The organism is Endozoicomonas sp. ALC020, from assembly GCF_049275935.1.
In the GTDB taxonomy this organism is placed as follows: domain Bacteria; phylum Pseudomonadota; class Gammaproteobacteria; order Pseudomonadales; family Endozoicomonadaceae; genus Endozoicomonas_A.
The window spans coordinates 1,533,447-1,546,127 of the sequence record NZ_CP184830.1; the positions used below are offsets into that span (position 1 = coordinate 1,533,447).

11 protein-coding genes are annotated in these 12,681 nt (G+C 53.2%); 8 read left to right on the forward strand and 3 right to left on the reverse strand.

What is annotated here, in order from left to right:
• Positions 1-57: 57 nt before the first annotated feature.
• The 3 genes from ACOJUO_RS04910 to ACOJUO_RS04920 all read left to right on the forward strand — a co-directional run bounded on the left by ACOJUO_RS04910 (position 58) and on the right by ACOJUO_RS04920 (position 5,071).
• Positions 58-2,118 (forward strand): ankyrin repeat domain-containing protein, encoded by a 2,061-nt coding sequence (locus ACOJUO_RS04910; protein WP_422139110.1) that lies wholly within the window; start codon positions 58-60, stop codon positions 2,116-2,118.
• Between the two features lie 171 nt (positions 2,119-2,289).
• The gene (locus tag ACOJUO_RS04915; protein ID WP_422139111.1) at positions 2,290-3,684 is read left to right on the forward strand and encodes an ankyrin repeat domain-containing protein; all 1,395 of its coding nucleotides are present in this window, start codon (positions 2,290-2,292) and stop codon (positions 3,682-3,684) included.
• 136 nt (positions 3,685-3,820) lie between these two features.
• Entirely contained in the window at positions 3,821-5,071 is a 1,251-nt protein-coding gene (locus tag ACOJUO_RS04920; protein ID WP_422139112.1) for an ankyrin repeat domain-containing protein, read from the forward strand.
• A 134-nt stretch (positions 5,072-5,205) separates the two neighbouring features.
• On the opposite strand, the gene ACOJUO_RS04925 is transcribed toward ACOJUO_RS04920, so the two are convergent.
• Together ACOJUO_RS04925 and ACOJUO_RS04930 are read right to left on the reverse strand one after the other, a co-directional pair.
• Positions 5,206-5,541: a hypothetical protein gene (locus ACOJUO_RS04925; RefSeq protein ID WP_422135621.1), complete on the reverse strand. Its 336-nt coding sequence runs from the start codon at positions 5,539-5,541 to the stop codon at positions 5,206-5,208.
• Entirely contained in the window at positions 5,531-5,797 is a 267-nt protein-coding gene (locus tag ACOJUO_RS04930; protein ID WP_422135622.1) for a type II toxin-antitoxin system Phd/YefM family antitoxin, read from the reverse strand. Before ACOJUO_RS04930 ends, ACOJUO_RS04925 begins: the two co-directional genes overlap by 11 nt.
• Before the next feature lie 221 nt (positions 5,798-6,018).
• Here ACOJUO_RS04930 and ACOJUO_RS04935 point away from each other — a divergent pair, with 221 nt between their 5' ends.
• Positions 6,019-6,360, forward strand: a complete 342-nt coding sequence (locus tag ACOJUO_RS04935; RefSeq protein WP_422135623.1) for a hypothetical protein — start codon at positions 6,019-6,021, stop codon at positions 6,358-6,360.
• Positions 6,348-6,644 (forward strand): helix-turn-helix domain-containing protein, encoded by a 297-nt coding sequence (locus ACOJUO_RS04940; RefSeq protein WP_422135624.1) that lies wholly within the window; start codon positions 6,348-6,350, stop codon positions 6,642-6,644. The genes ACOJUO_RS04935 and ACOJUO_RS04940 overlap by 13 nt, the downstream gene beginning before the upstream one ends.
• Before the next feature lie 26 nt (positions 6,645-6,670).
• On the opposite strand, the gene ACOJUO_RS04945 is transcribed toward ACOJUO_RS04940, so the two are convergent.
• Positions 6,671-6,841, reverse strand: a complete 171-nt coding sequence (locus ACOJUO_RS04945; protein WP_422135625.1) for a hypothetical protein — start codon at positions 6,839-6,841, stop codon at positions 6,671-6,673.
• A gap of 293 nt (positions 6,842-7,134) precedes the next feature.
• On the opposite strand from ACOJUO_RS04945, the gene ACOJUO_RS04950 reads away from it, so the two are divergent.
• The 3 genes from ACOJUO_RS04950 (at position 7,135) to ACOJUO_RS04960 (ending at position 12,477) form a co-directional block, all read left to right on the forward strand.
• Entirely contained in the window at positions 7,135-9,402 is a 2,268-nt protein-coding gene (locus tag ACOJUO_RS04950) for an ankyrin repeat domain-containing protein (RefSeq protein ID WP_422135626.1), read from the forward strand.
• 187 nt (positions 9,403-9,589) lie between these two features.
• On the forward strand, positions 9,590-10,942 hold the full coding sequence (locus ACOJUO_RS04955; RefSeq protein ID WP_422135627.1) for an ankyrin repeat domain-containing protein: 1,353 nt from the start codon (positions 9,590-9,592) through the stop codon (positions 10,940-10,942).
• Positions 10,943-11,130: 188 nt separating this feature from the next.
• Entirely contained in the window at positions 11,131-12,477 is a 1,347-nt protein-coding gene (locus ACOJUO_RS04960; RefSeq protein ID WP_422139113.1) for an ankyrin repeat domain-containing protein, read from the forward strand.
• Positions 12,478-12,681: the final 204 nt, after the last annotated feature.

The following is a 12,681-nucleotide window of genomic DNA, read 5'->3' on the forward strand; positions in this document are numbered from 1 at the left end:
TATAAATGAACTAATATGCTTTTCCGTATCTAACCTACACGGCTTATTTACCAACAGATGTTCTACTTTTGTGTGGCATTGTTCGCTACCCTCTCCCCTTTGACATTGAAGGCTGATCACTGTCCTGTTTGTCTGGCTCCCTTCCATGGCCGCAGTGAAGCGCCTGTGGTCGTCAGAACCCAATGTTGCGGCCACCGCTTCGACCTGGACTGTATATCAAGGTGTTTTGCTGATCAGCCCATCGGCTCACGCCGGTGCGCGATGTGCCGACAAAACCCGATGCCTGTGGTGAATCAGAACACCAGTGAATCTCACCCGGATACATTTTTCCCCGATCAGACGTTTTATCGTGCCTGTTTAAATGGGGATCTGGATCAGGTGGAGAGGTCTCTGGCAGAAGGGGTCAATGTCAATGCCGTTATGACTAATGATTTCACTGCCTTGATGTTAGCATCCAACAGAGGGCACACGGATGTCATCGAGCGCCTGATCAATGCTGGGGCAAACCTTGACGCTGCCCGTTCAAATGGTGCCACCGCACTGTTCATCGCTGCTGAGTACGGTGACAGCGATTGCGTGAAACGCCTGATCATCGCCGGGGCGGTTCTCAACGCCCGCACCAAGACTGGCGCTACCCCGCTGCACGTTGCTGCTGCGAAAGGCAATGCCGACTGCGTAAAACTCCTGATCATCGCCGGGGCGGATCCCAACATCTGCCGGACTTTGGATGGCGTCACCCCGCTGTTCATCGCAACACAGGAGGGCAATACCGACTGCGTGAAACTTCTGATCAACGCCGGGGCAGATCTCAACGCCCGAACTGAGGGTGGCGCTACCCCGCTGTTTATCGCTGCCCAAAAAAATAACATCGACAGCCTGAAAATCCTGATTGAAGCCGAGGCAGATCTCAACACCCGGATTAAGAGTGGTGCCAACCCACCGTTCATCGCAGCCCAGAACGGCAATACCGACTGCCTTAAAATCCTGATCGAAGCCGGAGCGGCTCTCAACGGCAGGACTTCGGATGGTGCCACCCCGCTGTTCATGGCAGCCCAGAACGGCAATACCGACTGCCTTAAAATCCTGATCGGAGCCGGATCGGCTCTCAATGCCGGGACTTCGGATGGTGCCACCCCGCTGTTCATAGCTGCTCAACAAAATAACATCGACAACCTGAAAATCCTGATCGAAGCCAAGGCGGATATCAATGCGCACATTGAGGATGGCACCACCCCGCTGATCGTTGCTGCTGGGCAAGGCAATACCGACTGCGTGGAACTCCTGATCAACGCCGGGGCGGATCTCAACGCCCGGACTTTGGATGGCGGCACCCCGCTGTTCGTTGCTGCTGCGCAAGGCAACACCGAATGCGTGGAACTCCTGATCAAAGCGGGAGCGCTTCTCGACGCCCGGACTTTGGATGGCGGCACCCCGCTGTTCGTCGCCACACAGGAGGGCAATACCGACAGCGTGAAACTGCTGATCAACGCCGGGGCAGATCTCAACGCCCGAACTGAGGATGGCGCTACACCGCTGTTTATCGCTGCCCAAAAAAATAACATCGACAGCCTGAAAATCCTGATCGAAGCCGGGGCGGATCTCAACATCGCTAGGATTAAGGATGGTGCCACTCCTCTTCACATGGCGGCCCAGAAGGGCAATAGCGAATGCCTTAAAATCCTGATCGAAGCCGGGGCGGATCTCAACGCTGTCAGGCTCAGGGATGCCACCTCTCCGCTTTTCGTCGCTGCTGCAAAAGGCAATACCGACTGCGTGAAACTCCTGATCAAAGCCAAGGCGAATATCAACGTCCGAAATAAGGATGGGGTCACCGCACTGTTCATGGCTGCCCAGGAAAATAACACCGACTGCGTGAAACTCCTGATCAACGCCGGGGCGGATCTCAACATCGCCAGGATTAAGGATGGTGCCACTCCTCTTCACATGGCGGCCCGGAAGGGCAATAGCGACTGTGTGAAGCTCCTGATCAACGCCGGGACAGATCTCAACGCCCGGACTGAGGATGGTGCCACCCCGCTCTCCATTGCAACCGCGATGGGCAATATCGACTGCATGGAAGCCCTGATCAAGGCTGGAACAAAGGAACAAAGACCGTGAAGGCAACAAAAGAAAGGATTTATGTTGCCCGGTGAACATGGCTCTCAGGTGTTCCCATCTTCTGAGTTTTTGAAACAAGTGATTGTTTGGGCACAGCCAACTTTGATAGCCATAAAAATGAACTAACATGCTTTTTTCTATCTAACCCACACGGATTATTGACCAACACAGATGTTCTACTTATGTCTGGCACTGTTCGCTGCCGTCTCCCCTTTGACACTGAAGGCCGATCACTGTCCTATTTGTCTGGCTCCCTTCCATGGCCGAAGTGAAGCGCCTGTGGTCGTCAAAACCCAATGTTGCGGCCACCTCTTCGATCTGGACTGTCTTTCGATGTGCTTTGTTGATCAGCCCATCGGCTCACGCCAGTGCGCGATGTGTCGGCAAAACCCAATGCCTGTGGTGAATCAGAACACCAGTGAATCTCACCCGGATACATTTTTCCCCGATCAGACTTTTTATGATGCCTGTTTAAACGGAGATCTGGATCAGGTAGAGAGGTCTCTGGCAGAAGGGGTTAATGTCAATGCCGTTATGACTGATGATCTCACGGCCTTGATGTTGGCAGCCATCTGGGGGCACACGGATGTCGTCGAACGCCTGATAAACGCTGGGGCGAACCTTGACGCTGCCGGTTTGAATAGTGCCACCGCACTGTTTATCGCTGCTGAGTTCGATAATACCGACTGCCTGAAATACCTGATCAACGCCGGGGGGGATCTCAACCCCCGGAATGAGGATGGCGCCACCCCGCTGTTCATGGCTGCACAAGAAAATAACATCGAATGCGTGAAACTCCTGATCAACGCCGGGGCGGATCTCGACGACGCCTTGCCGCGTGGTGCCACTCCGCTGTTCGTCGCTGCACAAGAAAATAACACCGAATGCGTGAAACTCCTGATCAACGCCGGGGCGGATCTCAATGCCCGGACTAAGACTGGCGCCACCTCGCTGTTCATGGCTGCTCAGCAAAATAATCTCGACAGCCTGAAAATCCTGATCGAAGCCAAGGCGGATATCAATGCGCAAACTGAGGATGGCATCACTCCGCTGTTCATTGCTGCTATGGAAGGCAATACCGATTGCGTGCAACTCCTGATCAACGCCGGGGCGGATCTCAACGCCCGGACTTCGCATGGCGGCACCCCGCTGTACGTTGCTGCTGTGGAAGGCAATACCGATTGCGTGAAACTCCTGATCAACGCCGGGGCGGATCTCAACGCCCGGATTAAGACTGGCGCCACCCCGCTGTTCGCTGCTGCTGCGGAAGGCAAGACCGACTGCGTGGAACTCCTGATCAACGCCGGGGCCGATCTCAACGCCCGAAGTGACGATGGCGGTACCCCGCTGTTTATCGCTGCCCAGCAAAATAACATCGACAGCCTGAAAATCCTGATCGAAGCCAAGGCGGATATCAATGCGCAAATCGAGGATGGCACCACTCCGCTGTTCGTTGCTGCTGCGAAAGGCAATACCGAGTGCGTGAAACTTCTCATCAACGCTAAGGCAGTGATGGGAACAGAGGCAGTGAAGGAAAAAAAAGAAAAACGTCATGCCGTCCAGTAAACAGGGCTCTCAGGTGTTCCCATCTTCTGAGTTTTTGAAACAGATAATTGTTTGGCCACAGCAAACTTTGATAGTCATATAAATGAACTAATATGCTTTTCTGTATCTAACCCACACTGCTTATTGACCAACACAGATGTTCTACTTATGTGTGGCACTGTTCGCTACCCTCTCCCCTTTGACACTGAAGGCCGATCACTGTCCTATTTGTCTGGCTTCCTTCCATGGCCGAAGTGCAGCGCCTGTGGTCGTCAAAACCCAATGTTGCGGCCACCTCTTCGATCTGGACTGTCTTTCGATGTGCTTTGTTGATCAGCCCATCGGCTCACGCCAGTGCGCGATGTGTCGGCAAAACCCAATGCCTGTGGTGAATCAGAACACCAGTGAATCTCACCCGGATACATTTTTCCCCGATCAGACGTTTTATGATGCCTGTTTTGACGGGGATCTGGATCAGGTGGAGAGGTCACTGGCAGAAGGAGTCAATGTCAATGCGGTTATGACTGATGATTTCACTGCCTTGATGTTGGCATCCGGCAGGGGGCACAGGGACGTCGTCGAACGCCTGATCGAAGCTGGGGCAGACGTCAACGCCGCCTTGTCGAATGGCGTCACCCCGCTGCACATCGCTGCACAGCAAAATAACTACGACTGCGTAAAAATCCTGATCGAAGCTGAGGCAGATCTCAACGCCGCCATGTCGGGTGGCACCACACCGCTGATGATGGCTGTCTATAGAAATAACATCGTCTGCATGAAACTCCTGATCAACGCCGGGGCGGATTTCAACGCTGCCTTGTCCGATGGCAGCACCCCGCTGTTCATGGCTGCTCAGCAAAATGACATCGACTGCCTGACAGCCCTGATCGAAGCCGGAGCGGAGCTCAACGCCGCTCGGACTACAGATGGCACCACCCCGCTGGTCATCGCTGTTACATTGGGCCATACCGACTGCGTGAAAGCCCTGATTAAAGCCAAGGCGAGTCTCAACGCCGCCATGTCGGATGGCTCCACAGCGCTGTTGTTCGCTGCCCAAGAAAATGACACTGACTGCGTGAAACTCCTTCTCGACGCCGGGGCGGATCTCAATGCCCAGAGCGAGGATGGCCACACCCCGCTGTTTAACGCAGCCCTGAAGGGCAATTCCGACTGCGTGAAACGCCTGATCAACGCCGGGGCGGATCTCAACGCTCACACTAAGACTGGCTCCACCCCGCTGCACTTTGCTGCTTCGAAAGGCAATACCGGCTGCGTGAAATTCCTGATCAACGCCGGGGCGGATCTCAATGCTGAGAGGACTACAGATGGTGCCACCCCGCTCTCCATTGCAATCGCGAAGGGCAATACCGACTGCGTGGAGGCCCTGATCAAGGCTGGAGCAAAGTAGGGAACTGAGGTCAGGAAGAGAACAAAAGAAAGGCGTTGTGTTATCCAGTAGGTACATGGCCCGTAACCGTGACAAATCTTCATAAAAATCACGTACCTATATTGTTTTTCTTGGAAAAAATATAAAACAGGGTGTTAATGGCGTAGACAATATTGAATCAAAGCCTGCCGGATGCTTTGTTTTGTGCTCAAAAATAACAATGGGTACACAACGCCCTCTGCCTCAGAAAAGCGATAGATTGTTCGCAATTGGAGTTTTGGATCAACATAATCGTGATAAGTTGTGAGCCCAAGTTCTGCCGCCTCTATACACAATGGAGCACTGTCAGGATGTCCATTCACTCTTTTCTCAAATCCAACAATAAAGCCATCAAGAAGCTCCTGAGCCGCTACCTGTCCGATGTGTCGAGCTAAATAATAAAACCTGTCATGAAGCTGACATTGGAAAGCTAGTGAATACTCAAACTTCATCAATAAGCCCTTTCAATCCAGCCCGAAGGTCGGAAGATGATACGGTTCGGCCTGCCTGAACATCTTTTTCGGCAAAAGATAGCAATCGTAGTAGAGCCATTTGTTCCTGCTGCATCTCAAACTGGACAGGATCTTGAACTACATACAAAGGTTCCCCATTTTGGGTTACAACTACAGGCTCTGATACATCCATAGAAGCCAGCTTTTTCTTGAAGGCCGATACCGTTGTGATGCGAGGTGAGGTTGATGAGCTCATGCTTGACTCCAATAATGAAAAATTTATCAGTCAAAGGATAAGCCCAATTAACGAAAAAGTCCATATATGGGCACTATATGGACTTGTTGTAAATTGCTAGTCTTTACGCTTTATCAGGGTTCGCCATTAAATAGTCAGGTGTAGTGCGAAAAACCACCGGCCTGCATCTTTCTTACCAACCATTATACTTTGCCTGAACTAATCCATTGGATTACATTCTAATGCATACGGTCGTTGAGCTGAAAAACTATCAGGACGAAGCTGAGAGCCTTCTATCCAGTGAGGAACGCCGCCATATCATTGATTACCTGGCGGCAAACCCTGAGGCTGGTGAGATCATGAAGGGTACAGGCGGCATCCGTAAGCTCCGGTGGCGAAGAGGTGCATCAGGCAAGAGTGGAGGAGTGCAGATTATTCACTTCTACAAGAATCCATCAATGCCCCTGTTCCTGCTCACGGTTTATGGGAAAAACCAACAGGAAAACCTGTCAAAGGCAGACCGCAACACCATGAAACAGTTAGTCACTCTACTCGAAAGAGGATGGAAAAAATGGCAAGCGTAGCGAACAGCATTATCCAGGGCCTTGAAGAGGCCGTAACCTACACAAAAGGTGAGAATACAGGTGCGATCGTCCATGAGGTGACACCCCTGGACATCAAAGGCATTCGCCAGCAGCTCGATATGACTCAGGAAGAGTTTGCCCAGGCTGTAGGTGTAAAACTCCCCACCCTTCGCCACTGGGAGCGGGGTGACCGCAAACCGAACGGCCCTGCCCGTGTATTGCTGAACCTGCTCGCCAGAGAACCCAAACAGATTGTCGCCATGCTAGGGCTGGCTCATTCCTGAATCATCGGCTGGTAATGTTTTTGCTGCTATTTATGTGGTTGTTTTTTAGTGCGTTTAGTATTCCATTTTCTAATACTTTTCTTAAGCATCTTCATTACTGCTTTGTTCTTATCAATCTTGCCACCTGCTTTTCTAATCCACCGCAGGCGGGCTTCATGGCCTCTGCTTTCTGGCGTTCCCTTCCATTGTTTTCTCATGTGAGCCTCCTTGTGGATTTTCCACTTTAGGTACTACGGCCATCCGTTTTAGCCAGGTATTCAAATGCGGTCTTTTATCCTCATCGCACTGACCCACAATCGCCAACCGTGCCGCCGCAATGTCGGTCTCGGACTGAGTTGGTACATGGCCCGTAAGCACGGCCCTGGTTGTTCCCATCTTCTGAGTTTTTGAAACAAGTGATTATTCAACCAAAGCAAACGTTGAGAGACACATAAATGAACTATCATTCCTTTCCTGTACCCAAGCCGCAGCAGTTATCGACAGGCACAGAATGTTCTACATATATCTGGCATTACTCGCCGCTCTCTCCCCATGGACACTGAAGGCCGATCAGTGTCCTATTTGTCTGGCTCCCTTCCATGGCCGAAGTTTAGCGCCTGTGGTTGTCAAAACCCATTGTTGTGGCCACCTCTTTGATCTGGACTGTCTTTCGAAGTCTTTTGTTAAACAGCCCATCGGCTCACGCCGCTGCGCGATGTGTCGGCAAGATCCGATGCCTTTGGTGAATCAGAACACCAGTGAAGCTTACCCGGATGCATTTTTCCCCGATCAGGCGTTTTATCGTGCCTGTATATATGGGGATTTGGATCAGGTGGAGAGGTCACTGGCAGAAGGAGTCAATGTCAATACCGTTATGATTGGTGGCTTTACTGCCCTGATGTTAGCATCCAGCAGGGGTCACACGGATGTCGTCAAACGCCTGATAAACGCTGGGGCGAACCTCGACACTGCCCGTACGAACGGTGCCACCGCACTGTTAACCGCTACTGAGTTCGGTCATACAGACTGCGTGAAACTCCTGATCAACGCCGGGGCTAATCTCAATGCCGCCAGGACTTCGGATGGCGCCACACCGCTTTTCATCGCAACCTGGAAGGGCAACAGCGACTGCGTAAAACTCCTGATCGAGGCCGGGGCGGATCTGAACCTCCCCCGGACTTCAGATGGCTCCGCACCGCTTTTCATCACAGCCCAGAAAGGCAATACCGACTGCATGGAAATCCTGATCAAGGCCGGGGCGGATCTCGACGCCCAGACTAAGGATAGCGCCACCCCGCTATACATCGCAGCTCAGGTGGGCAATACCGACTGCGTGCAACGCCTGATCGACGCCGGGGCGAATCTCAACCCTCCCCTGAATTCAGATGGCGCCAGCCCGTTGCTCATCGCTGCGGCAAAAGGCAATATCAACTGCCTGAAAGCCCTGATCAAAGCCAAGGCGAATCTCGACGCCCGAACCGAGAATGGCGACACCCCCCTGCTTATTGCTGCCCAACAAAATAACATCGACTGCGTGAAACTCCTGACCGAGGCCGGGGCGGATCTCAACGCCCGGAATGAGAATGGCGCCACCCCGCTTTTCGTCGCTGCCCAGGAGGGTAATACCGACATTTTGAAACTCCTGATCAACGCCGGGGCAGATCTCAATGCCCGGAATGAGAATGGCGCCACCCCACTTTTCGTCGCTGCCGAGGAGGGCAATAGCGACTGTTTGAAACTCCTGATCAACGCCGGGGCGGATCTCGATGCCCGGAATAAGAATCACGCCACCCCGCTTTACATCGCTGTCCAGGAGGGCAATACCGACTGCGTGAAACTGCTGATCAACGCCGGGGCGAATATCAACATCGCCAGGACTCCGGGTGGCGCCACCCCGCTGTTCGTCGCGGCCCTGAAGGGTAATACCGACTGTTTGAAACTCCTGATCAACGCCGGGGCGGATGTGAACGCCCGGACTGAGGATGGTGCCACCCCGCTATTCATCGCTGCTGTGCTAGGCAATATCGAATGCATGAAACGCCTGATCAAGGCCGGGGCGGACCTTAACGCCGCCCGGAGTAGTGATGGCGCCACCCCGCTCTTCTTTGCGGCACAAGAAAATAAAATCGAATGCCTGCAAGCCCTGATCGAAGCCAAGGTGGATCTCAGCGCACAAACTGAGGATGGGGTCACCGCACTGTTCATGGCTGTCCAGGAAAATAGCGTCGACTCCGTGAAACTCCTGATCAACGCCGGGGCGAACCTCAACGCCCAGACCGATAACGGCTCCACTCCACTGTTCGCTGCTGCTGCGAAAGGCAATACCGACTGCATGAAACTCCTGATCAACGCCGGGGCGGATCTCAACGCCGTCAGGATTACGGATGGTGCCACCCCACTGTTCGCTGCCACTGCGAAAGGCAATACCGACTGCGTGCAGCTCCTGATCAACGCCGGGGCGGATCTCAACGCCGCCAGGTTGGATGGCGCCACACCGCTGTCCTTCGCTATACAAGAAAATAACACCGAGTGCTTGAAACTCCTGGTCAACGCCGGGGTGGATCTCAACGTCCCCCGGGCTTCAGATGGCGCCACCCCGCTGCTCATCGCAGTCTGGCAAGGCCATACCGATTGCGTGGAAATCCTGATCAGTGGCGGGGCAGATCCCCATGTCGCCAGTACCATGGATGGCATCACCCCAGTCACCCCACTTTACATCGCATTCCTGAAAGGCGATGCCGGCTGCGTGGCAGTCCTGATCAAGGCTGGAGCAAAATAGGGAACCAAGACCATGAAGGCAACCAAAGAAAGGATTTGTGTTGTCCAGTGAACATGGCTCTCAGGTGTTCCCATCTTCTGAGTTTTTGAAACAGGTAATTGTTTGGCCACAGCGAACTTTGATAGCCATACAAATGAACTAACATGCTTTTTTGTATCAAACCTACACTGCTTCTTGACCAATACAGATGTTTTACTTATATGTGGCATTGTTCGCTACCCTCTCCCCATGGACACTGAAGGCTGATCACTGTCCTATTTGTTTGGCTCCCTTCCATGGCCGAAGTGAAGCGCCTGTGGTCGTCAAAACCCAATGCTGTGGTCACCTCTTCGATCTGGACTGTATTTCGAAGTGTTTTGTTGATCAGCCCATTGGCTCCCGCCAGTGCGCAATGTGTCGGCAAAACCCGATGCCGGTGGTGAATCAGAACACCAGTGAATCTCACCCGGATACATTTTTCCCCGATCAGGTGTTTTTTGATGCCTGTTATGACGGGGATTTGGATCAGGTAGAGAGGTCATTGGCAAATGGAGTCAATGTCAATGCCGTTATACATGATGATTTCACTGGCTTGATGTTGGCATCTGACGGGGGGCACGAGGCAATCGTTGAACGCCTGATCAGCGCCGGGGCGAATCTCAACGCCACCTCCACAGGTGGAGCCACCGCAATATTCTTTGCTGTCCAGGAGAATAACATCGATTGCGTGAAGCTCCTGATCAACGCCGGGGCGGATGTTAACGCCACCTTTTCAAATGGTGCCACCGCACTGTTGATCGCTGCCAAGGAGGGCAATACCGACTGCATGAAACTCCTGATCAACGCCGGGGCGGATATCAACGCCGCCTTGTTGGATGGCGCCACACCGCTGTTCTTCGCTGCCCAAGAAAATAACATCGAATGCGTGGAACTCCTGATCAACGCCGGGGCGAATCTCAACGCCAGGACTGAGAATGGTACAACCCCGCTATTCGTCGCTGCCCTGAGAGGCAATACCGACTGCGTGAAAGCCCTGACCGAAGCCAACGCAGATCTCAACGCGAGAAATAAGAATGGTGCAACCCCGCTTCTCATCGCAGTCTGGCTAGGCCATACCGATTGCGTGGAAATACTGATCCAGGTCGGGGCGGATCTTAAGGCCACCAGGACTTCGGACGGCGCCACCCCGCTGTTCATCGCAGTTCAGAAAAATAACACCGACTGCGTGAAACTTCTGATCAAGGCCGGGGCGAATCTCAACGCCCGGACTATTGATGGCACCACCGCGCTGTTCACTGCAGCCCTGAATGGCCATACCGATTGCATGGAAACCCTGATCCACGTCGGAGCGGATCTCAATGCTGCCAGGACTTCAGATGGTGCCACCCCGCTGTTCATCGCAGCCCTGAATGGCGATACCGACTGCGTAGAACGCCTGATCAATGCCGGGGCAGATCTCGACGCCGCCAGGACTTCAGATGGCGCCACCCCACTCTACATCGCAACCGCGATGGGCAATACCGACTGCATGGAAGCCCTGATCAAGGCTGGAGCAAAGTAGGGAACAAAGGCCGTGAAGGCAACAAAAGAAAGGCGTTACTTTGTCCAGTAAAAACGACTCTCAGGTGTTCCCATCTTCTGAATTTTTTTTAAAACAGGTGATTATTTAGTCACAGCAAGCTTTGATAGCCATATAAATGAACTACCATTCCTTTTTTTGTATCCAACCCACACTACTAACCAACACAGATGTTCTTCTTATATATGGCATTGTTCGCTACCCTCTCCCCATGGACACTGGAAGCTGATCCCTGTCCTATTTGTTTAGCTCACTTCCATGACCGTCATGAAGCGCCTGTGGTCGTCAAAACCCAATGTTGCGGTCACCGCTTCGATCTGGACTGTCTTTCGATGTGCTTTGTTGATCAGCCCATCGGCTCACGCCAGTGCGCAATGTGTCGGCAAAACCCGATGCCTGTGGTGAATCAGAACACCAGTGAAGCTTACCCGGATACATTTTTCCCCGATCAGACTTTTTATAATGCCTGTTTAAACGGGGATCTGAATCAGGTAGAGAGGTCGCTGGCAGAAGGAGTCAATGTCAATGCGGTTATGGTTGGTGGCTTCACTGCTTTGATGTTGGCATCCCAAAACGGGAACAAGACTGTCGTCCAACGCCTGATAGAAGCCGGGGCGGACGTCGACGCCGCCTTGTCGAATGGCGCCACCCCGCTGCTCATCGCTGCACATCATAATAACGATGACTGCGTAAAAATCCTGATCGAAGCTGAGGCAGATCTCAACGCCGCCATGTCGAGTGGCGCCACATCGCTGTTCATTGCTGCCCAGGAAAATAACATTGTCTGCGTGAAACTCCTGGTCAACGCCGGGGCGGATCTCAACGCCGCCTTGTCGGATGGCACCACCCCGCTGGTCATCGCTGCCCAAGAAAATAACATCGACTGCTTGACAGCCCTGATCGAAGCCGGGGCGGATCTCAACGCCCAGACCGATGATGGCTCCACCCCGCTGCTCATCGCAGCCTGGATAGGCAATACCGACTGCGTGAAAGCCCTGATCGAAGCCAAGGCGAATCTCAACGCCGCCATGTTGGATGGCGCCACACCGCTGCTCACCGCTGCTCAAGAAAATAACACTGACTGCGTGGAACTCCTGATCAACGCCGGAGCGGATCTTAACGCCGCCATGTCGGATGGCTGCACACCTCTGATCATCGCAGTCCAGAAGGGCAACATCGACTGCGTGAAACTCCTTCTCGATGCCGGGGCAGATGTCAGCGTCCGGACTGAGAATGGCGCCACCTCGCTGTTCCTCGCAGCCCTGATGGGCAATACCGACTGTCTGAAAATACTGATCAACGCAGGGGCAGATCTCAACGCCCAGGCCGAGGATGGCTCCACCCCGCTGTTTATCGCAGCCCTGGTGGGCAATTCCGACTGCGTGAAACTCCTGATCAATGCCGGAGCGGATCTCAACACTGCCAGAATTACGGATCGTGCTACCCCGCTGTTCGTTGCTGCTGCAAAAGGCAATTCCGACTGCGTGAAACTCCTGATCAACGCCGGGGCAGAGTAGGGAACAGAGGCGATGAAGGAAAGAAAGGCGTTGTGTTAACCGGTAAACCCGCCTCTGGGTGTTTCCATCTTCCGAGTTTTTAAAACAGGTGATTATACCAATCGAACTTTCTAACTCCCTATTGCGCTGAAGATTTGAGCCTTAATCCTGCGTTGGCGATCGTCGCCATAGCTAAGGCTATGACTCCTCACGCCGCCTTGTCTT

Coding starts and splice junctions, on each gene's coding strand:
- ACOJUO_RS04910 (WP_422139110.1), top strand. CDS start 58: ATGTTCTACTTTTGTGTGGCATTGTTCGCTACCCTCTCCCCTTTGACA.
- ACOJUO_RS04915 (WP_422139111.1), top strand. CDS start 2,290: ATGTTCTACTTATGTCTGGCACTGTTCGCTGCCGTCTCCCCTTTGACA.
- ACOJUO_RS04920 (WP_422139112.1), top strand. CDS start 3,821: ATGTTCTACTTATGTGTGGCACTGTTCGCTACCCTCTCCCCTTTGACA.
- ACOJUO_RS04925 (WP_422135621.1), bottom strand. CDS start 5,541: ATGAAGTTTGAGTATTCACTAGCTTTCCAATGTCAGCTTCATGACAGG.
- ACOJUO_RS04930 (WP_422135622.1), bottom strand. CDS start 5,797: ATGAGCTCATCAACCTCACCTCGCATCACAACGGTATCGGCCTTCAAG.
- ACOJUO_RS04935 (WP_422135623.1), top strand. CDS start 6,019: ATGCATACGGTCGTTGAGCTGAAAAACTATCAGGACGAAGCTGAGAGC.
- ACOJUO_RS04940 (WP_422135624.1), top strand. CDS start 6,348: ATGGCAAGCGTAGCGAACAGCATTATCCAGGGCCTTGAAGAGGCCGTA.
- ACOJUO_RS04945 (WP_422135625.1), bottom strand. CDS start 6,841: ATGAGAAAACAATGGAAGGGAACGCCAGAAAGCAGAGGCCATGAAGCC.
- ACOJUO_RS04950 (WP_422135626.1), top strand. CDS start 7,135: ATGTTCTACATATATCTGGCATTACTCGCCGCTCTCTCCCCATGGACA.
- ACOJUO_RS04955 (WP_422135627.1), top strand. CDS start 9,590: ATGTTTTACTTATATGTGGCATTGTTCGCTACCCTCTCCCCATGGACA.
- ACOJUO_RS04960 (WP_422139113.1), top strand. CDS start 11,131: ATGTTCTTCTTATATATGGCATTGTTCGCTACCCTCTCCCCATGGACA.